The 18161-nt window shown below is 67.0% G+C and carries 19 protein-coding genes; 1 reads left to right on the forward strand and 18 read right to left on the reverse strand.

What is annotated here, in order from left to right; genetic code table 11:
* Nucleotides 1–37: 37 nt before the first annotated feature.
* From ACFOLG_RS10325 to ACFOLG_RS10410, 18 genes are all read right to left on the reverse strand, one after another.
* Entirely contained in the window at nucleotides 38–619 is a 582-nt protein-coding gene (locus ACFOLG_RS10325; protein WP_386091431.1) for a GNAT family N-acetyltransferase, read from the reverse strand.
* Nucleotides 620–781: 162 nt separating this feature from the next.
* Nucleotides 782–1660: a phosphoribosylaminoimidazolesuccinocarboxamide synthase gene (locus ACFOLG_RS10330; protein ID WP_386091433.1), complete on the reverse strand. Its 879-nt coding sequence runs from the start codon at nucleotides 1658–1660 to the stop codon at nucleotides 782–784.
* Nucleotides 1657–2328 carry a hypothetical protein gene (locus tag ACFOLG_RS10335; protein ID WP_386091435.1) on the reverse strand — a complete coding sequence of 224 codons (672 nt, stop codon included), beginning with the start codon at nucleotides 2326–2328 and terminating at the stop codon, nucleotides 1657–1659. The genes ACFOLG_RS10330 and ACFOLG_RS10335 overlap by 4 nt, the downstream gene beginning before the upstream one ends.
* On the reverse strand, nucleotides 2325–3455 hold the full coding sequence (locus ACFOLG_RS10340) for a 5-(carboxyamino)imidazole ribonucleotide synthase (RefSeq protein WP_386091436.1): 1131 nt from the start codon (nucleotides 3453–3455) through the stop codon (nucleotides 2325–2327). The genes ACFOLG_RS10335 and ACFOLG_RS10340 overlap by 4 nt, the downstream gene beginning before the upstream one ends.
* Nucleotides 3455–3943, reverse strand: coding sequence for a 5-(carboxyamino)imidazole ribonucleotide mutase (gene purE / locus ACFOLG_RS10345; RefSeq protein WP_386091438.1), 489 nt, complete (start codon nucleotides 3941–3943; stop codon nucleotides 3455–3457). Before purE ends, ACFOLG_RS10340 begins: the two co-directional genes overlap by 1 nt.
* 138 nt (nucleotides 3944–4081) lie before the next feature.
* On the reverse strand, nucleotides 4082–4828 hold the full coding sequence (locus tag ACFOLG_RS10350; RefSeq protein WP_386091440.1) for a YbgF trimerization domain-containing protein: 747 nt from the start codon (nucleotides 4826–4828) through the stop codon (nucleotides 4082–4084).
* 77 nt (nucleotides 4829–4905) lie between these two features.
* On the reverse strand, nucleotides 4906–5439 hold the full coding sequence (locus tag ACFOLG_RS10355) for an OmpA family protein (RefSeq protein ID WP_386091442.1): 534 nt from the start codon (nucleotides 5437–5439) through the stop codon (nucleotides 4906–4908).
* Nucleotides 5440–5541: 102 nt separating this feature from the next.
* Nucleotides 5542–6813, reverse strand: coding sequence for a Tol-Pal system beta propeller repeat protein TolB (gene tolB / locus ACFOLG_RS10360; protein ID WP_386091444.1), 1272 nt, complete (start codon nucleotides 6811–6813; stop codon nucleotides 5542–5544).
* A 3-nt stretch (nucleotides 6814–6816) separates the two neighbouring features.
* A complete protein-coding gene (locus ACFOLG_RS10365; protein WP_386091446.1) occupies nucleotides 6817–7620 on the reverse strand; it encodes an energy transducer TonB in 804 nt (267 codons plus the stop codon).
* On the reverse strand, nucleotides 7620–8027 hold the full coding sequence (locus ACFOLG_RS10370; RefSeq protein ID WP_386091448.1) for an ExbD/TolR family protein: 408 nt from the start codon (nucleotides 8025–8027) through the stop codon (nucleotides 7620–7622). Before ACFOLG_RS10370 ends, ACFOLG_RS10365 begins: the two co-directional genes overlap by 1 nt.
* A 99-nt stretch (nucleotides 8028–8126) precedes the next feature.
* Nucleotides 8127–8792, reverse strand: a complete 666-nt coding sequence (locus ACFOLG_RS10375) for a class I SAM-dependent methyltransferase (RefSeq protein WP_386091450.1) — start codon at nucleotides 8790–8792, stop codon at nucleotides 8127–8129.
* A gap of 61 nt (nucleotides 8793–8853) precedes the next feature.
* Entirely contained in the window at nucleotides 8854–9033 is a 180-nt protein-coding gene (locus tag ACFOLG_RS10380; RefSeq protein WP_386091452.1) for a DUF3460 family protein, read from the reverse strand.
* Between the two features lie 68 nt (nucleotides 9034–9101).
* Nucleotides 9102–9995, reverse strand: coding sequence for a hypothetical protein (locus tag ACFOLG_RS10385; RefSeq protein ID WP_386091454.1), 894 nt, complete (start codon nucleotides 9993–9995; stop codon nucleotides 9102–9104).
* The gene (locus tag ACFOLG_RS10390; RefSeq protein ID WP_386091455.1) at nucleotides 9992–11698 is read right to left on the reverse strand and encodes a response regulator; all 1707 of its coding nucleotides are present in this window, start codon (nucleotides 11696–11698) and stop codon (nucleotides 9992–9994) included. The genes ACFOLG_RS10385 and ACFOLG_RS10390 overlap by 4 nt, the downstream gene beginning before the upstream one ends.
* Before the next feature lie 31 nt (nucleotides 11699–11729).
* A complete protein-coding gene (locus ACFOLG_RS10395) occupies nucleotides 11730–13883 on the reverse strand; it encodes a UvrD-helicase domain-containing protein (RefSeq protein ID WP_386091457.1) in 2154 nt (717 codons plus the stop codon).
* A gap of 83 nt (nucleotides 13884–13966) precedes the next feature.
* Nucleotides 13967–14533 (reverse strand): cysteine hydrolase family protein, encoded by a 567-nt coding sequence (locus ACFOLG_RS10400; RefSeq protein WP_386091459.1) that lies wholly within the window; start codon nucleotides 14531–14533, stop codon nucleotides 13967–13969.
* A 165-nt stretch (nucleotides 14534–14698) separates the two neighbouring features.
* A complete protein-coding gene (locus tag ACFOLG_RS10405; RefSeq protein WP_386091460.1) occupies nucleotides 14699–16777 on the reverse strand; it encodes an acyltransferase family protein in 2079 nt (692 codons plus the stop codon).
* 192 nt (nucleotides 16778–16969) lie between these two features.
* Nucleotides 16970–17812 carry an isopenicillin N synthase family dioxygenase gene (locus ACFOLG_RS10410; protein ID WP_386091462.1) on the reverse strand — a complete coding sequence of 281 codons (843 nt, stop codon included), beginning with the start codon at nucleotides 17810–17812 and terminating at the stop codon, nucleotides 16970–16972.
* Here ACFOLG_RS10410 and ACFOLG_RS10415 point away from each other — a divergent pair.
* Nucleotides 17811–18155, forward strand: coding sequence for a hypothetical protein (locus tag ACFOLG_RS10415; protein ID WP_386091464.1), 345 nt, complete (start codon nucleotides 17811–17813; stop codon nucleotides 18153–18155). The two genes, ACFOLG_RS10410 and ACFOLG_RS10415, sit on opposite strands and share 2 nt — an antisense overlap.
* Nucleotides 18156–18161 lie beyond the last annotated feature (6 nt).

Below are 18161 nucleotides of genomic sequence, written 5' to 3' on the forward strand. Positions count from 1 at the left end.
GCAGAACCCCCGCGGCCCGACACTGACGGCTGGCGGCTCAGCCCTGCAGCGGGCGGGCGTCGTAATCCGGGTTGCAGCGCGCGGTCAGCACGTGGTCGCGCCAGGCGCCGTTCAGGAACAGGTAGTCCTTGGCCTGGCCTTCGATCTGGAAGTTCAGCCGCTTGAGCAGGCCGGCGCTGCGCACATTGTGCGGCTGGTAATTGGCCTGCACCCGGTGCAGGCGCAGATTGCTGAACGCGAACTGCACCACCGCCTCCAGCGCCTCGCGCATCAGGCCCTGGCCTTCGTACTCCTGGTCCAGGCCGTAGCCCAGGTGGCAGGCCTGGAACACGCCGCGCACCACATTGCTGATGGTGATCATGCCGATCACCCGCCCCGGCTCCTTGTCGCGCATCAGCAGAAAGGTGGCGCCGCGGCCCTCGCGCCAGTCTTCCTCGCGCTGGCGCATGCGCATCGACCAGAAGAACTCGGAGTAGTACATGCCGCCCGGCGTCGGCTCCCACGGCGCGAAATGTTCACGGTTGCGCAGCTGGTAGTCCAGCACCGCCTTGGCCCAGGCGGACTCGGCCGGCAGCAGTTGCAAACGTTCGGTAGACAGGGGGGGCTGCGATGTCGCCATCGGGGGAACTCCGGAGTACAGCGGAAAGGCGCAAGTATGCCATCAAGCGTCTGTTCGCGGTTCGATTACGCGAGCGGCGGCCGCGCGCGACGCAGGCCCGGCGGCAAGAAAAAGCCCGCGCGGCGAGCGGCGCGGGCTGACGGGCGGCCTTGCGGCCAACGTTTAGTTGCCGGTCAGGCGCTGCAGCGCTTCACGGTACTTGGCGGCGGTCTTCTCGCGCACCTCCAGCGGCACGGCCGGGGCCGGCGGCTGCTTGTTCCAGCCGGAAGCTTCCAGCCAGTCGCGCACGAACTGCTTGTCGAACGACGGCGGGGTGCTGCCTTCGGCGTAGCTGTCGGCCGGCCAGAAACGGCTGGAGTCCGGGGTCAGCGCCTCGTCCATCAGCACCAGGGTGCCGTCTTCGTCCAGGCCGAATTCGAACTTGGTGTCGCAGATGATGATGCCGCGCTTGGCGGCGAACTCGGCAGCGGTCTGGTACAGCAGGATGGCGGTGTCACGCACCTTGGCCGCCAGTTCGGCGCCAACGATGGCCTCGCACTGCGCGTAGGTGATGTTCTCGTCGTGATCGCCCACCGCCGCCTTGGTGGACGGAGTGAAGATCGGCTGCGGCAGCTTGCTGGATTCCTGCAGCCCGGCCGGCAGCTGGATGCCGCACACGGTGCCGGACTTCTGGTATTCCTTCCAGCCGGAACCGGCCAGGTAGCCGCGCACCACCGCTTCGATCATCACCGGTTTCAGGCGCTTGGCCACCACGCCGCGGCCGGCCACCAGCGGCAGGTCTTCTGCCGATACCACGTCTTCCGGCTGGTCGCCGGTGAGGTGGTTGGGCACCACGTCCTTCAGCGTCTCGAACCAGAAGTTGGAGATGGCGGTCAGGATCTGGCCCTTGCCCGGAATCGGGTCGTCCAGAATCACGTCGAACGCCGACAGGCGGTCGCTGGCGATCATCAGCATGCGCTTGTCGTCGATCTCGTACAGGTCGCGTACCTTGCCGGAGTAGATTTTCTTCAGGCTGGTCAGTTGGGAGGTGTTACCGGTCATGATTGAATGTCCTGCAATAAATAATCTACGAAGAATTTCAAATATTCAGTTCTTTTCAGGTCCAAGCCATCAAACGTGCCATCGCTATTAGAAATGAAACCAAGTTTGATCAGGTCCCTAAAAATTTTTTCGTAGATCACAGGAGTAAATGACTCCTGCAAACTAGTTGGAACAGCCATTACTAAACTATCGGTTGACTGCAGATTGATACTTTTAAGCACAACCAAGTGGTGATTTTCCAGCTCTGACAGGTCTCGTAAAAATTGAGTGGCCATGTCAAAACCAAGATCACACTCTACCAATGTCGAATAACACAATACACGTGCAGCAGCCTTACGCTTATCCCGCGAAGGAGAGTCCACAATCAACTGCTGTACCTGACGAATCAGGAGCAGCTGCTCATCTGTAAGCGAGTCGACTGATAGAGGTATAAAGCTGAGAGTTGATTGCAATTGCTGAACATCTGCACACAGTTCATCTAGCCTCTGTTGCACACCAGCTTGCCAGCGTTGCTGTAGCACTCCTGCTTCGACGCCAAGCGCAATTTCTACAGCTTTTACGATCACACCGACACCGGGAAGCTCTTTTGCCAACTCGGCCGCAAGCCCTGCTGTCGAAAGCACAACAGCAGGCAGCTGCTCTTTAAACTCATCAGCCAAAAGGCTCACAAGGTGTCCTTCAGCGCACGCGCCTGTTCCAGCGCGTCGTCCACGCCGTCGGCCAGCACGCAGTAGTGGCCCATCTTGCGGCCAACCCGTGCCTGCTTCTTGCCGTACAAATGCAGGTGGGCGTTCGGTGCTTCCATCAGCACCGCCCAGTTCGGCTCGCCGCCGTCTTCCGCCCACACATCGCCCAGCAGGTTCACCATCACCACCGGCGACAGCAGCTCGGTCTTGCCCGGCAGCAGGCCGCACATGGCGCGTACCTGCTGCTGGTACTGGTCGGTAGCGCAGGCGTCGATGGTGTAGTGGCCGGAGTTGTGCGGCCGCGGCGCGATCTCGTTCACCACCAGGCTGTCGTCGGCCAGCACGAAGAATTCCACCGCCAGCACGCCGACATAATCCAGCGCCTCGGCCAGCTGCACCGCGTACTGCTGCGCGCGGGCCGCCAGTTCCGGCGCGATGCGCGCCGGCACGATGGATTCGTCGAGGATGCCGTCCGCGTGGATGTTCTCGGCCACCGGGAACACCGCCACCTGGGCGGGGCTGACGCGGGTAACGATGGCGGACACTTCCAGCTTCAGCTCCAGCATCTTTTCCAGCACGCAGGCCTGGCCGCCCAGTTCGGCGAAGACGGCACGCGCCTCGTCGGCGGTTTTCACGCGAGTCTGGCCCTTGCCGTCGTAACCCAGCCGCGCGGTCTTGAGGATGCCCGGCAGGTAGGCGGCGAGATCGCCGGCCAGATCGGCCGCCTGCTCCACCGCCAGATACGGCGCGGTGGGCAGCCCGGCCTTGCGCACCCAGCTCTTCTCGGCGATGCGGTCCTGGGCGATGGCCACGCAGTCGCCGGACGGCGACACGCGGGTGGTCTTGGCCAGCTGGCGCATGGCGTCGGCGTTGACGTTCTCGAATTCGGTGGTCACCGCGGCGCAGCTGGCGGCCAGGGTCTGCAGCGCGGCGGCGTCGTCGAACGGCGCGCACAGGTGCACGTCGGCAAAGTCGGCGGCCGGCGCATTGGCGTCCGGGTCCAGCACGGTGACGCGGTAGCCCATGCGCTTGGCGGCGGTAACGAACATGCGGCCCAGCTGGCCGCCGCCGAGGATGCCCAGCATCGCGGGCGGCAGGATGGCACGCATCAGTTCACCTCCGGCAGCGTCATCGCCAGCACGGTTTCTTCCTGCTGCTTGCGGAAGGCTTTCAGCTGTTCCGCCAGCTGCGGCTTGCCGTTGGCCAGCATCGCCACCGCGAACAGTGCGGCGTTGGCGGCACCGGCTTCGCCGATGGCGAAGGTGGCCACCGGAATGCCCTTCGGCATCTGCACGATGGACAGCAACGAATCTTCGCCGCGCAGGTATTTGGACGGTACCGGCACGCCCAGCACCGGCAGGTGGGTCTTGGCGGCCAGCATGCCCGGCAGGTGGGCGGCACCGCCGGCACCGGCGATGATGGCCTTCAGGCCACGCGCTTCGGCCTGTTCGGCGTACTGGAACAGCAGGTCTGGAGTGCGGTGGGCGGAAACGACGCGGGTTTCGAACGCGATGCCGAAGTCTTTCAGTACGCGCGCGGCATTCTGCATGACTTCCCAGTCGCTGTTGCTACCCATCACGATGCCAACTTCGATCATGGAGGCGAGTCCCGTCAAGGAGAGGAAAAACGGGATTTTACCTGATTCGGCAAGGGCTTGCCCGCCGGATGTGGCACGCCCGGCGGGCGCCGGGCGGCGCAAGGTGGGCCGCAGGCCATGCGGCCAACCTTGTGGTCATTACATGGTCGCCAGGCGCTGCTTGGCCTTTTGCGCGGCGGCGGACGCCGGGTACAGCTTGATCAGCCGCTGCAGGGTGCTGCGCGCCTGATCCTTCTGCTGCAGCGCCAGCTGGTTGTCCGCCATCAGTCGCAGCGCGTCGGCGGCGCGCGGGTGCTTCGGATACTGCTCGGCAAAGCGGCGCTGGATGTCGATGGCGGCGTCGTACTGCTTCAGCGCGGTGTGCGCCACGCCCAGCCAGTAGTTGGCCTCGATGCCCTGCGTGCTGCCCGGATAGCCGTCCATCACCGCCTTGAGCTGGCCGACCGCCGGCGCGAACTCGCGCTTGCGCAGGGTGTCCAGCGCCTTGCCCAGTGCGGTATCGGCGGCCGAGACCGTCGCCACCGGTGCCTCGGCCTGCGCGGCGCTGGCCTCGCCCTGCGGCCGCTCCAGCTTGCCCAGCCGCAGGTCGAGGTCGGCATACAGGTCGTTCTGCCGCTTCTGCGTTTCCGCCAGCTGGTGCTGCAGTACCTCGTTCTGGCCGCGCAGGCTGGCCATCGCCGCCTGCATCTCGCCCACCTGGTTCACCAGCTCCAGCAGGCGCTGGTTGGCCAGCTTGGCCTCCACGTCGGACAGCCGCGCGCTGGCCTGCTGCGCGTTGCTCGACATCTGGCTCTGCAGCTGGCGGCGGGTTTCTTCCAGGTCGGTAGAGGTGGCACAGGCGCCCAGCAGCACGGGCAGCAGGAGCAGCAACAGTCGGTTTTGCATGGTGTGATCGCCCATCGCGTCAAATAAAAATCCGGGACAGCGTGCCGCGATCCCGGAAGGTGGTCAAGCCGCTGCGCTTACTGGTAGAGGAAGTCGGCGCGGCGGTTCTCGGCGTAGTCCTGCTCGCTCGTGCCCTGGGCGCGCGGTTTCTCCTTGCCCAGGCTCACCGCCTCGATCTGCTCCGGCTTCACGCCCAGCACTTCCAGGCCCTGCTTCACGCTTTCGGCACGGCGCTGGCCCAGCGCCAGGTTGTACTCGCGGCTGCCGCGGGCATCGGTATTGCCCTGGATCAGCACGCGGGTCTGGTACTTGTTCAGGTAGCCGGCATGCGCCTGCACGGTGCTCTTGTCGCCGTCGCGCAGGCTGGACTGGTCGAAGTCGAAATACACGCTCTTGCCGTTGATACCGGCAAAGGCGGCGGCCTCGGCGGCGCGGGCGTCCACTTCCGGCAGCGGTTGCGCCGGTTTCAGCGCATTGTCGCCACCGGCCGCGTTGCCGGCGGTTACCGGCGCCTGGCCGGCCATGGTGTCGCTGGGCGCCTTGCTTGAGGTGGAAGCGCAGGCACTCAGCAGCAGCACGCTGGCGGCAACGATAAACGGAACGACTTTCATGCGGATCTCCTTGTTGCGATGTGATTGGGCTCTGACGGGCCGGCAAATAATTTTGCACAAAAACAAAGACCCGTCAGCGGCGCGAGAGTTCAGCCGGCGGGCTTACGGGTTGAACGGCCCCCAGGCGGCATCCTGTACTTCACCTTCGATCACCCCCAGCCGCACCCGGCCCGGGTGCACCACCGAAGCGGCAAACAGCACGCTGCGGCCGCCCTGGTCGCTGGCATACAGCACCATCTTGCCATTGGGCGCGAAGCTCGGTGATTCATCATAGGCGCTGCTGCTCAGCTGGCGGCTGTCGCCGGCGGCCAGATCGTGCAGCATCACCTTGAAACGGCCGGCCTCGCGCTGCACGTACACCAGCTGGCGGCCATCCGGCGAGAACGACGGCGACACGTTGTAGCTGCCCTGGAACGTCAGGCGCCGCACAGTGCGGCTGCCGTCCACCGGCTGCAGATACAGCTGCGGGCTGCCGCTGCGGTCGGAGACGAAGGCGATGCTGCGGCCATCCGGGCTCCACACCGGCTCGGTATCGATGGCGCTGCTGTAGGAGAAACGCTGCAGCCCGCTGCCGTCGGCGTTGATCAGGTAAATCTGCGAATTGCCGGGCGTGGTCAGCACCACCGCCAGCCGGCGGCCGTCCGGGCTCCAGGCCGGCGCGGAATTGCTGCCCTTGAAGTTGGCCAGCACCCGGCGCTGGCCGCTGGACAGGTCCTGCACGTAGATGATCGGCTTCTTGTTCTCGAACGACACATAGGCCAGACGGCCGCCGTCGTAGCTCCATGCCGGCGAGATGATCGGCTCGTTGGAGCGCAGCACCGTCTGTGCGCGGCGGCCGTCGACATCCGCCACCTGCAGCCGCCACTCCTTGCCCACCTGGATCACGAAGGCGATGCGGCTGGCAAACAGGCTTTTCTCGCCCAGCAGCGCCTCGTACACCATGTCCGCCATGCGGTGCGCCACATCGCGCAGCTGCGACGGATGCACGTCGAACTCCATCGCCAGCTTCTGCTCGCGCGGCGCCAGCGTATCGGCCCAGAACGTCACCCGCAGCATGCCGCCATCCAGCCGCGTCACGCGGCCGTACACCATGGCGCGCGCGCCCTGCTGCTGCCAGTAATCGGCCTCCAGCGACGCGCCGCTGGCCGGCACCGGCAACAGGTTGAACATGCCGGTCATCGCCAGATCGCTCTGCACGGTGCTGGTTACCGCATCGGGCAGCCATTCCTCGTTGCTCAGCGGCAGGATCGCCAGCGGGTAGCGGTTGACGCCGCCACCGACGATGTCCACCGTCAGGTCGGCACGGGCCAGCGGTGCGGCCAACAGCAGGCAGCACAGCAACAGGCGACGGACAATTACAAAGCAGGTGTGCAAGGCTTACTCCTTGGGACGGAATTTCAGCGTGATACGGCGAAAATCGGCGAATTCGGCTCCCTTGGGCAAGGGCGGGAAGCGGCGTGCCTCGCGCAGCGCCGCCAGCACCGCCTGGTCGTAGCCGCTGTTGCCGCTGCTGCGCAGCAGGCGGCTGCTGCGAATCTCCAGCGTGGGCAGGATTTCCACTTCCACCACCGCCTCCGGGTTGCCGTTGATGCCATCCGGCAGCATCACGTAGGGGCGGATGCGGTTGCGCACCGCATCCACGTACTGCGCGCGCAGGTCGGCGATCCCGCTGGCGCTGCCGCTCTGCGCCCCAGTTTTGCCCCCGGCCTGCGTCACCTTGCCCTTGCCCGGGCCGGGCGGCAGCTCGTCAAGCTCGGACAGCAGATCGTCGGTGCGCGGCGGCGCCGGCTTGGCGACCTTGGCGGCCGGTTTCGGCTCAGCTGGTTTGACCGCAGGCGCGGCGGCCTTTTGCGCCACCTTCGGCGGCGTTGGCGGTACCGCTGCCGGTTTGACGGGCGCTTTGCCGCCCTTCAGGGTGATGTCGGCATTGTTGAGCAGCGGCGCCGGCGGCGCGGGTAGCGGCTTGGCCGGTACGGCGGGTTGTGGGGGCGGTGTGGCCGGCACGGACCTGGGCACGGCCGTTAGCGTGCTGCCGCCACCGGCCCACAGCTCCACCGCCAGCGGCGGCGGGGTGTGCAGCACCGCCGGCGCCGCCGACCACCACAGCACGGCGGCGAGCGCCGCGTGCAGCAGCAGCGACAGCAGCCAGGCGCCCTTGCCCGGTTGGCGTGCGGCCAACATCAGCTCCCCTGCTGGCGTACGGTCAACGCCACGCGCTGGATGCCGGCTTCGTGCAGGCGGTCGGCCACCGCCACCACCGCGCTGTACTTCAGGTCGCGATGCGCGGTTACCACCACCGGCCGGTTGTCCTGCACCCGCGCCCGCACTTCGGCAATCAGCGCATCCAGATCGGCCACCGGCTGGCGCTTGCCTCCTTCGCCGACAAAATAGTGGCCGTCGGCCTCGATGCTGATCTCCAGCGGTGTGCTGTCCACCTGTGCGGCGCGGGTCACGCTGGGCACGTCAATCACCCCCGGGGTGAACATCGGCGCGGTGACCATGAAGATCACCAGCAGCACCAGCATCACGTCGATGTAGGGCACCACGTTCATCTGGTTCATCATGCGGCGGGGACGGCGTTGCAGCATCGGTACTCTCTCTGGGCGGCGGATGCAGGATGGTAGCACCTGCATCCGGCGAATGGTTTCGGCAATGTAACGACCGGCCGCGGCCGGCAGGGTTCCCGTTTAACGTCGGCGCAACAGCGTCATGCCGTCGCCCATCGGCAGGATGCACAGGTCGACGCGGGGGTCGTGCTTGAGGCCGGCGTTGAACTCGCGCAGCACATCCACGCTGTGCGGCTGCCCCGGCTGCGGCGCCACCACGCGGCCATTGAGCAGGATATTGTCGATGGCGATCACCCCGCCCGGGCGCACCAGCTGCAGACAGGCCTCGTAGTAGCCGGGGTAGTTGCTCTTGTCGGCATCAATGAAGGCCAGGTCGAAGCTGTCGGCGGCGCCGTCGGCCAGCAGCTGGTGCAGCGTCAGCAGCCCCTGCTGCAGGTACAGCTGGATGCGCTCGGCCACCCCGGCCCGCCGCCAGTAGTCCATGGCGATGCTGCTGAACTCCACGCTCATGTCGCAGGCCACGGTGCGGCCGCTCTCGCCCATCGCCAGTGCCACCGTCAGCGCGCTGTAGCCGGTGAAGGAGCCGATCTCCAGGTAGCGGCGCACGCCCAGCAGCTGCACCAGCCAGCCCAGGAACTGGCCCTGCTCCGGCGCGATCTGCATCTTGGCCATGCGGTGGCCGGCGGTGAATTCGCGCAGCTCGCGCTGCACCGGGTGCTCCTGCACGCCGATGTCGAACAGGTATTCGGCCACCTGCGGGCCAAATGTCATGGTGTGTCGTGTCATGGCTCGGCCTCGGAAAAGCAAAACGCCCTTGCGGGCGTCGTGGTGTGTCGCGGTGGCCGGCTTATTCCGGCTGGTACACGTAGGCTTTCTGCGGTACGCGCGATTCTTTCCAGCGCTGCACGTCGTCCAGGTTCTGCGGACGCTCCCACCAGGTCAGGCGCAGTTCGCGGCGTTCGCTGTCGACTTCCGGGTGCTTGTCCAGGTAGTCGTTCATGAATTGGGTGAATTCGGACTGGTACATCTGAGTACTCCCGGTAAAAGATGGCGGCGATTGTACTGCAAAACCCTGCCGCCCGGCAGCAGGCTGCGCTAGCGCCCCGCCGATGACGACGGCAGGTGGCGCTGCAGCCAGGCCTGGCGCTGTTGCAGCAGCAGCGCGCGGCGGCGGCGCAGCACGCCGAACTGCACATAGCTCAGCCAGCACAGCAGCAGGCTGAGCAGCAGCCACACCAGCAGCAGCCACAGCCGCGGCGAGTGGATGTCCTCCCAGCCCAGCTGCTGCGCCAGATCCAGCCGCAGGGCGAACGGGCCGCTGCGCACCTCGACGCTGGCATGCAGGCGGCCGCCCCAGCTGTCCTCCTGCGGCAGCGCGGTCTGCAACGGCAGCAAGGTTGGCCGCAGCCGCTCGTCCGCCAGCTCCGGCAGCAGCGCCGCCGGCTGCAGCCACAGCGCCAGATAGTTACCGGGCATGCCGGGCAGCAGCAGCAATTGCTGCAGGCCGCCGCGGTCGTGCCACGGCACCACCGCCGGCTGGCCCGCCTGCAACACCGGCAACACCTGCGCCACCGCCACCTGACGGCTCAGGTCCTGCGTCGGCAACACCTCGCCGCCCAGCAGGAACGGCGCCACCTGGCGCACCAGCAGCTGCTGGCTGCGCACATCGCCGCCCAGCAGCGCCACGCGCTGCAGCAGCGGAAACGCCTGATGCAGGTTGGCCAGATAACGCCCCGGGTCGCTGCCGGCCTCGGCCAGCTGCAGGCTTTCCAGATCCTGCAGCAGCTGCTCGCCGGCCGCCTGCAGCAGGCTCAGCCGCGTGCGCACCTGCGCCGCCAGCTGCTGCGCCTGCACGTCCAGCTCGCTCTGCGCGCGGGCGCGCTCGTAGGCCAGCAGCCAGCTGCCGCCCAGCAGAGCCAGCGCCAGCCAGCACAGCAGCAGCATGCAGAATAGCAGCAGGTGCGGCCAACGGTAGCTGTGCTGCGTCACAGCTGGAATTCCCGCTTCTGGTGCTGGTCGATCAGCACCCGCCAGGCCTGCAGCAGTTTCTGGAACTTGTTGTTGGCCGGCTCCACTTCCCGCACCTTCTGCAGCAGCTGGTGCGCCAGGTGGATGTGGCTTTCATGCCAGCCGTGGCGGTGGCTCTGCGCGATCACCGCGTTGACCAGGTTGAGCATCAGCTGGATGTTCTGCGGCATTTCCTCCAGCGCCTTGCGGAACAGCTCGATCGCCCGGTCGTGCTCGCCGGTCTGCGCCATGCGCACCGCCTGGTTGTTGAGGTCGATGATGTCCTGCACGCTGCTGGCGATCAGCAGGCGGCCGGCATCGCCCTGCCCGACCTGGTCGAACATCGCCGACAGCTTCTGCAGCAGCTCCTGGTTGTCGTGATGGTTGCGCACCAGGTCGCGCGCCACCGCGTCGCCCAGCTCCTTGTGGCCCTGGGTGTAGCAGGCGCGGGCGAACTCCAGCTTGTCGTCGTCCTTGAGCTTGGACAGCTGGTGCAGCTTGTCGGCCGCCTCGTGCAGCAGGCGTTCGGCCGCCTGCTTGTTGCCGGACTGGTTCTGGATGGTGCTGTCCACCACGTCCGCCATCCACTCGCCTTCCGGGTTGTACTTGTAGTCGCGGCGCAGCGAGGCCAGGGTGCGGCTGGCCTCGGCCTTTTCATTGCAGGCCAGCTGCGCGCGCACCAGCGAGGCGTAATGCGCCGGGCGGCGGTGCCAGCTGGACTTGGCCAGCTCCAGCGTGGTGCTGTAGGCACTGCGCGCCTGCACCAGGTCGCCGTTTTCCTCCGCCACCTGCGCCAGCACCTGGTGGCGCCGCACGGTGGCCGGGGCGATTTCGGTGGCGCGCTTGAGCACGTCCTGCGCCTTCTGCAGCTCGTGGTTGTCCTGGTACAGCTTGGCCAGCCAGTCGTAGGCTTCCATCACGCGGTCGTTTTCCACCACCACCTGCTCGAACAGCGCCAGTGCCGGCTCCACCTGCTTCAGCCCCACCAGCGCCTTGGCCATGCCCAGCTTGGCCCACGGCAGCTCCTTCACCTGCAGCACCTGCTTGAACAGCGTCTGCGCGCTGTCGAAGTCGCCGATCTTCAGCACCAGGCTGCCCTTCAGCTTCATGAAGTCGAGGCTGAACTCGCCGCGCTCGGCGATCTTCTTGTTGCAGGCGTCGATGGCGCCCAGGTAGTCGTGGCCCAGCAGCGCCTCGTCCACCACCTTGAACGCGGCACGGCGGCGCATCGCCACTTCCAGCCGCCGCCCCAGCTCGTCGCCGGTGAACGGCTTCAGCAGGTAGCCGTCCGGCGCCAGCTCGGCGGCCGAGATCACCTTGGCGGCGCGGCGCTCGCCGCTGACGATCATGAACACGCAGGACTGCTTGAGCAGGTTGCGCTCCTTGGCTTCCTCGTACAGGTACAGGCCGTCGTTGCCGGTGCCCAGGTCGTAGTCGCACAGCACCACGTCGAAGTCGTAGCGCATCAGCTTCACCAGCGCGTCGCTGGCCTTGCCCGCGTACTCCACCTTCTCGGCGCCGAACGAGTTCAGCGTCATCGCCATCGCCCGCTGCATCTCCGGCACGCAATCCACCACCAGGAACATCTTCTTGGCAAACGGGTTGCGGTACTCCTGGCGGCTGCCGGGTTCGCGCTGGCCGGTGATGGCATGGAAGGTGGTGGATTCGCGTGGCTGCTGGCTCATGGTGCGTCTCGGTTGGATAAGGTTGGCCGCATCAGGCCGGCGTCAGTTTGTCTGCGGCATAACGCAGATCCAGCCACTTGATGCCGTGCTCGGCAAAGTTGATCTGCAGCCGCACATCGTCGCCGGCGCCTTCGGCGCTGATTACCACGCCACTGCCGAACTTGCTGTGGCTCAGCGCCTGGCCGATGCGCCAGCCGGCCAGCGCGCTGCTGCGCACCATGGCCGGGGCCGGCGCCTCCTGCCAGCTGCTGCGGCGCGGGGCGGCTGTTTTTACCGTAGCAGATAAGTGTTGTAACAGCTCGGCCGGTACTTCGTCGACAAAACGCGAGCGGATCGGGTAGCGGCTCTGGCCGTGCAGCATGCGGCTCTGCGCCGAGGAAAAGTACAACCGCTTGCGCGCGCGGGTGATCGCCACGTACATCAGCCGGCGCTCTTCCTGCAGCCCCTTGCTGTCGCTGAAGCTGTTCTCGTGCGGAAACAGGCCCTCTTCCAGCCCGCCGATGAACACCGCGTCGAACTCCAGGCCCTTGGAGGCATGCACCGTCATCAGCTGCAGCGCGTCCTCGCTGGCATCGGCCTGATGGTCGCCAGCCTCCAGGCTGGCCTGGGTGAGAAACTCCACCAGCGCCAGTTCCGGCTCGTGCGGCAAAAAGCCCAGCGCGGCATTTACCAGTTCGTCCAGGTTGGCCAGCCGCTCCTCGCCCTCCTTGCGGTCGGCCTCGTACATGGCGCGCAGGCCGGAGTCGTCCACGATCAGGCTGATCTTCTCGGCCAGCGACAGCTGTTCGCAGCGCGCGCGCAGCTGCTCCACCAGCAGCACGAATTCCGCCACCTTGCCGCCGGTGCGGCCAGTGCCGGCACCGCAGGCCGCCTGCCACAGGCTGATGCCGCGCTCGCGGCTGGCGGTCTGCAGGTTTTCCACCGTGCGCGCGCCGATGCCGCGCGCCGGCACGTTGATCACCCGCAGCAGCGCGTTGTCGTCGTCCGCGTTCGCCACCAGCCGCAGGTAGGCCAGCGCGTGCTTGATCTCCTGGCGCTCGAAGAAGCGCAGCCCGCCGTAGATGCGGTACGGCAGGCCGGCCTGTACCAGCACGTGTTCCAGGATGCGCGACTGGGCATTGGAGCGGTACAGCACCGCCATGTCGGCCAGGTTCCAGCCATCGCGCGCCAGCGACTTCACCTCGTCGACGATGAACTGCGCCTCCTCGCCGTCGCTGAAACCCTCGAACACGCGGATCGGCTCGCCGGCGCCGGCATCGGTCCACAGCTGCTTGCCGAGGCGGCCGTCGTTGTGCTCGATCAGCGCGTTGGCCGCATCGAGGATGGTGCCGGCGGAGCGGTAGTTCTGCTCCAGGCGGATCGGCGCGCTGATGCCGTAGTCGCGCAGCAGCGCGTGCATATTGCCGACTTCGGCGCCGCGGAAGGCGTAGATGGACTGGTCGTCGTCGCCGACCGCGAACAGCGCGTTGTCGGTGCCGGCCAGCAGCTTGAGCCAGGCGTACTGCAGGCGGTTGGTATCCTGGAACTCGTCCACCAGCACGTGGCGGAAGCGCTCGCGGTAGTGCGTGGCCAGCGCCTCGTTGCGCGACAGCAGCTCGTAGCTGCGCAGCAACAACTCGGCAAAATCCACCACCCCCTCGCGGTTGCACTGCGCGTCGTAGGCGGCGTACAGCTCGATCAGCTTGGCCTCGTACGGGTTCAGCGGCGCCGGGATGGCATGCGCGCGCACGCCGGCTTCCTTGTTGCCGTTGATGTACTGCTGCACGCTCTTGGGCGGGAATTTCTCGTCCGACACGTCCAGCGCCTTCAGCAGCCGCTTGATGGCGGACTGCTGCTCGCCGGCATCCAGGATCTGGAAGGTCTGCGGCAGACCGGCGTCGCGGTAGTGGATGCGCAGCAGGCGGTTGCACAGGCCGTGGAAGGTGCCGATCCACATCGCCTTGACGTTGACCGGAATCATCGCCGCCAACCGGGTCTGCATCTCGCGCGCCGCCTTGTTGGTGAAGGTCACCGCCAGGATGGCGGCCGGGCTGGCCTGCCCGGTGGCCAGCAGCCAGGCGATGCGGGTGGTGAGCACCCGCGTCTTGCCGCTGCCGGCGCCGGCCAGCACCAGCGCGCTCTTGGCGGGCCAGGTGACGGCGGAGAGTTGTTCGGGGTTGAGGCCGGCGAGCAGCTTGTCGTTCATGGGGGCACGGGCAGGTAAACACGGAATCGCCCCATTCTACACCAGCCCCCGTGGCACCCCGCGGCCAACCTTGGCCGCCAGCCTCACGCCAGCAAGGCCAGCGCCGCCTCGCTGTCGATCACCTGCGCATACTCGCCGTGCAGGTTGGCCAGCGCCATGGCGTGCACCTGCTGCGCGCTGCGCGCCACGCCGTCGAAGTCGGTTTTGGCGTAGGCGTAACAGCCGTCCGCCACCACCAGGGTGTCGAAACCGAGATTGCCGGCGCTGCGGGCACAGGCCTCCACCGAGTTGTTGGTGCTGACCCCGGTGATGACCAGGCGCTGAATGCCGCGCACCCGCAGCCAGCGCTCCAGCTGGCTGTGAATGAACACATCCGGCACATTCTTTTCCTGTACGTGCTCGCCCGGCAGCGGCTGCAGTTCCGGCTGGAACTCGGCGCCGTCCTGCCCCGGCCAGAACGGCGAACCGGGCGTCAGCGATATGTGCCGCACATGCACCACCGGCTGCCCGGCCGCGCGCCATGCGCGCAGCAGGCGCAGGATGGTGGCCTCGGCCTGCGGGTTGTTGCGCGATTCGGCCGGCATACGGCGCATGCCCTGCTGCATGTCGATGATGATGAGGGCGAGCGGCGGGGAAACGGGGGCAGTCATGGCGCAGCTCCGTTGGAGAACGAACGCGCATGCTAGCACCCTGTAGTCAAATGCAACTACCCAGCCGGCATGGCTGGCGCATGGTCGTGCCTGCTGACGCAGGTGACAGGATGGCAGTCGCTGCCGCACTCCCTGCGGCCAACCTTTGCCGCTGCAGGCGCCCGCTCAGCGCTGGCTGGCCCAGACAAAGCTGGCGGCGAAGTCGCCGGCCAGGGTGCGCGCCATGCTGGCCGACAGGTGGTTCTGATCCTGGTAGCGCACCAGTTCACCGTCGCTGGCGAAGCAGCTGCCGGCATCGCAGAAGCGGTCGATGGCATCCCACAGCCGCACGTTGCGGTGCGTGGCGGCCACCTGCCGCAGGATGGCCATGATGTCGCGCCGTTGCGCCTCCACCTGCTGGCGGCTGATATTGCAGGCCGCTGCGCCGCGGCGGACGATGCATTCCGGTACCGACAGGCGGAACTCCGGCTCCGGCGCCAGCAGCACCAGTTTGAGGCGCAAGCGGCCCAATTCTCCGGCCAGCTTGTCCAGCGAGGCATGCAGCACCTGCAGCGAGTGCGGCCGGTCCAGCATGCCGCTGCCGGCCAGCAGCGGCCCGGACAGCTGCGGCCGCCCCTGCGCATCCACCGCCGCCAGGCCGGTAATGGCCAGGCTGCCGGGCACCGGCAAGGCGGTGTAGCCGTTCCAGCGCACGTTCATCAGCACGCCGTTCAGCCCCTTGCCGGCCAGCTGTTCCACTTCCTGCCACACCGCACGCGAATGGTTCAGGCACCAGCTGCGCACCTTGCCCTCGCCCACCGGCACTGCGTCCGGCAGCGGCGGGCAGCCGTGGTACACCCGGCGCAGCATGGCGATGCCCTGCGACTGCGCCAGCGCCTGGTACATCGGCAGCGAATGGTCGGAGTGGGAATCGCCCCAGGCCAGCAGCCGCAGCGGCGCCATGGCCGAGCCGATGCGGCAGCTGGCCGCCGATGCCAGCGGCGTGCCGTCCCTGGCCATGCCGCAGCCCGGCGGCGTCTGCGGGCCATCCGCCTTCAGCTGCAGGATGCGCTGCTGCCCCGGCCACGGGTGGCGCGCCGGCAGATACATGTCGACGGTACCGGCCAGCCACACCGCCAGCGACATCGCCAGCCCGGCCCACAGCGTGGATTTGTCCAGCGCGAACGGCGCCGGCCGGCGCTGGCGGATCGGCTGCTCCAGCAGGCAGTAGGTAAGCCAGGCCAGCAGCAGCGACAGCCCGCCGCCCAGCAGCAGGTCGCGCGTCAGCTCGCGCTCGCCCACGCCGTAGCTGCGCCCCAGCGCCAAGAGCGGCTGGTGCCACAGATACCAGCTGTAGGACAGCAGCCCCAGCGCGGTCAGCAGCGGCGAGGCCAGCAGCCGGCTCACCACATTGCGCGGCGACAGCTCGCCGGCGACGATCAGCAGCAACGCGCCCAGCACCGGCAGGCTGGCGATCCAGCCCGGAAACACCATGCGGCGTTCGTCGAACAGCAGGATGCAGCCGAATGTCAGCGCCGCGCCGGCCAGCCCCAGCAGCAGCGCCAGAGCGCCTTCGCTGCGCCAGCGCGTGGCCGGCGCCAGCGCCAGCAGGCCGCCGGCGGCGAATTCCCAGGCGCGGGTCGGCATCAGGTAGAACGCCTGCGGCAGGTTGTGCCACGACAGGTACAGGCACAGCAGGAAGGAGCCAAGCAACACCGCCGCCAGTGTGCCGCGCACCACGCGCAGGCTGCCCTGCCCCCAGCGCCAGGCGGCCATCATCAGCAGCGGCCACACCAGGTAGTACTGTTCCTCCACCGCCAACGACCAGGTATGCAGCAGCGGTTTCAGGTCGGTGGCGGCATTGAAGTAGTCGAAGGCGTGCGACAGGAAGTGATGGTTGGCCGACAGCGTCACCACCGCGCGCGCCTCGCGCCCCAACGAGTTGGCCGCATCCGGCAGCAGCAGCACGTAGCCGGCCAGCAGCGTGCACAGCGTCACCAGCAGCAGCGCCGGCCCCAGCCGGCGGATGCGGCGGGCGAAGAAGGCGGCGAAGCGCACCTTGCCGTGCTGCAGCAGCTCCTGCTGCAGCAGGCCGCTGATCAGGTAGCCGGAAATCACGAAAAAGATGTCCACGCCGACGAAGCCGCCGGCCAGGCCGGGTACGCCGATGTGGTAGGCGATCACCGCCAGCACGGCGACGGCGCGCAGGCCGTCGATATCCGGACGGTAGGAAGAAGCAGGGACAGGTCTTGGCAATGCCAGCATGAGGTCAACCGTTGGTGGGATGCGGCTGGGCCGCATGTGTAGCGCAAAGTGTCGGATTTTACACATTGTGGATACATGCTGCGCCAACCACGTGGCTTGCCGCCCGCGCCTCCCGCGCAAACGACAAGGCCCGGTCATCGACCGGGCCGTGCGCTTCCCTCTCGCTTGCGGCCAACCCTGACCGCCGCCGTACTACATCTTCACGCCCAGTTCACGAAGGCGCTCGTTCAGGTATTCGCCGGCGGTATAGCGCTCGGACAGCACCACCTCGTCGCGCGGGTGCAGGAACAGCGGCAGCGACACGCGGCTCTTGCTGGCGCCTTCGCCGCTCGGGTTCACCACCCGGTGCTGGGTGGACGGGTAGTAGCCGCGCGAGGCCTCGCACAGCATGTCGCCGATGTTGATGATCAGCATGCCGAAGTCGCACGGCACATCCACCCAGTTGCCGTTCATGTCCTGCACCTGCAGGCCCGGCTCGTTGGCCGCCGGCAGGATGGTGAGCAGGTTGATGTCGCCGTGGGCGGCGGCGCGCAGTGAGCCGGCCGGCTCCTGGCCGGTCAGCGGCGGGTAACGCAGCACGCGCAGCAGCGTCTTCTGGCTGCCGGTGATCATGTTCGACAGCGGCTCGCTGTAATGCTGGGCGATGTCGGCCGGGGTGTACTGTTCCACCCACGCCAGCAGCTCGCGCGCCAGCGCGTTGGCGGTATCGTAGTAGCGCATGGCGTCGGCCTGCAGCTGCGCCGGGATACGCCCCCACGGATAGATGTGGAAGTACTCCTTGATGTCCTTCTGGGTGTGGCCCTTGGCGGTCTCGGAGATTTCCGGCGAGAAGTAGCCATCCTGCTTTTCCACCGAGAAGGCGAAGTCGTGCTTCTGCTCGCTGCCGAAGAAGGCCAGCCAGTCGCGGTAGATGTTCTCCACCAGCTGCTGCGGTATCGGGTGGTTCACCAGCACGCCGAAGCCGGTTTCGTGCAGCGAGCGGGTGAACTGTTCGGCCGCGTCGGCGGCACGGTAATCGACTACGCGTACGTTCATGATGCTGCTCCTGTGTCGGGCGGCATGCGGCCAACCTTGGGGCGCATGCAAAGGCGGCGGATTCTACGCGCTGTTGTCGCGCACGCAAAGCATCCGATATGGCTTTCCATTGGCATTTTCGGCATGCGGCGAGTGCGGTCGCGGCACATTTCAGCAATATGGCATAGCCGGCTGTTTTTACAGCGCTTTCTGCCGCGCGTGCCACACGCCTTGTGCTGTCGCTACGCCGCCGACGACGCAGGCCCGCAATACCAAACACAACATCAATGTCATTGTTGTTGGCCGATCCACGCCGGCCGCCGGCAAGAAAAAAGCCGTGCAGCATTGGCCGCACGGCTGGTAGCCCACT

The organism is Vogesella facilis (genome assembly GCF_042648525.1).
GTDB classification, from domain to species: Bacteria; Pseudomonadota; Gammaproteobacteria; order Burkholderiales; family Chromobacteriaceae; genus Vogesella; species Vogesella facilis.

Bases quoted from the DNA above. Each gene is read 5' to 3' on its own strand.
- ACFOLG_RS10325 (WP_386091431.1), bottom strand. From the start codon at position 619: ATGGCGACATCGCAGCCCCCCCTGTCTACCGAACGTTTGCAACTGCTG.
- ACFOLG_RS10330 (WP_386091433.1), bottom strand. From the start codon at position 1,660: ATGACCGGTAACACCTCCCAACTGACCAGCCTGAAGAAAATCTACTCC.
- ACFOLG_RS10340 (WP_386091436.1), bottom strand. From the start codon at position 3,455: ATGCGTGCCATCCTGCCGCCCGCGATGCTGGGCATCCTCGGCGGCGGC.
- purE (WP_386091438.1), bottom strand. From the start codon at position 3,943: ATGATCGAAGTTGGCATCGTGATGGGTAGCAACAGCGACTGGGAAGTC.
- ACFOLG_RS10350 (WP_386091440.1), bottom strand. From the start codon at position 4,828: ATGCAAAACCGACTGTTGCTGCTCCTGCTGCCCGTGCTGCTGGGCGCC.
- ACFOLG_RS10355 (WP_386091442.1), bottom strand. From the start codon at position 5,439: ATGAAAGTCGTTCCGTTTATCGTTGCCGCCAGCGTGCTGCTGCTGAGT.
- ACFOLG_RS10365 (WP_386091446.1), bottom strand. From the start codon at position 7,620: ATGTTGGCCGCACGCCAACCGGGCAAGGGCGCCTGGCTGCTGTCGCTG.
- ACFOLG_RS10370 (WP_386091448.1), bottom strand. From the start codon at position 8,027: ATGCTGCAACGCCGTCCCCGCCGCATGATGAACCAGATGAACGTGGTG.
- ACFOLG_RS10375 (WP_386091450.1), bottom strand. From the start codon at position 8,792: ATGACACGACACACCATGACATTTGGCCCGCAGGTGGCCGAATACCTG.
- ACFOLG_RS10380 (WP_386091452.1), bottom strand. From the start codon at position 9,033: ATGTACCAGTCCGAATTCACCCAATTCATGAACGACTACCTGGACAAG.
- ACFOLG_RS10390 (WP_386091455.1), bottom strand. From the start codon at position 11,698: ATGAGCCAGCAGCCACGCGAATCCACCACCTTCCATGCCATCACCGGC.
- ACFOLG_RS10395 (WP_386091457.1), bottom strand. From the start codon at position 13,883: ATGAACGACAAGCTGCTCGCCGGCCTCAACCCCGAACAACTCTCCGCC.
- ACFOLG_RS10400 (WP_386091459.1), bottom strand. From the start codon at position 14,533: ATGACTGCCCCCGTTTCCCCGCCGCTCGCCCTCATCATCATCGACATG.
- ACFOLG_RS10405 (WP_386091460.1), bottom strand. From the start codon at position 16,777: ATGCTGGCATTGCCAAGACCTGTCCCTGCTTCTTCCTACCGTCCGGAT.
- ACFOLG_RS10415 (WP_386091464.1), top strand. From the start codon at position 17,811: ATGATGCTGCTCCTGTGTCGGGCGGCATGCGGCCAACCTTGGGGCGCA.
- ACFOLG_RS10410 (WP_386091462.1), bottom strand. From the start codon at position 17,812: ATGAACGTACGCGTAGTCGATTACCGTGCCGCCGACGCGGCCGAACAG.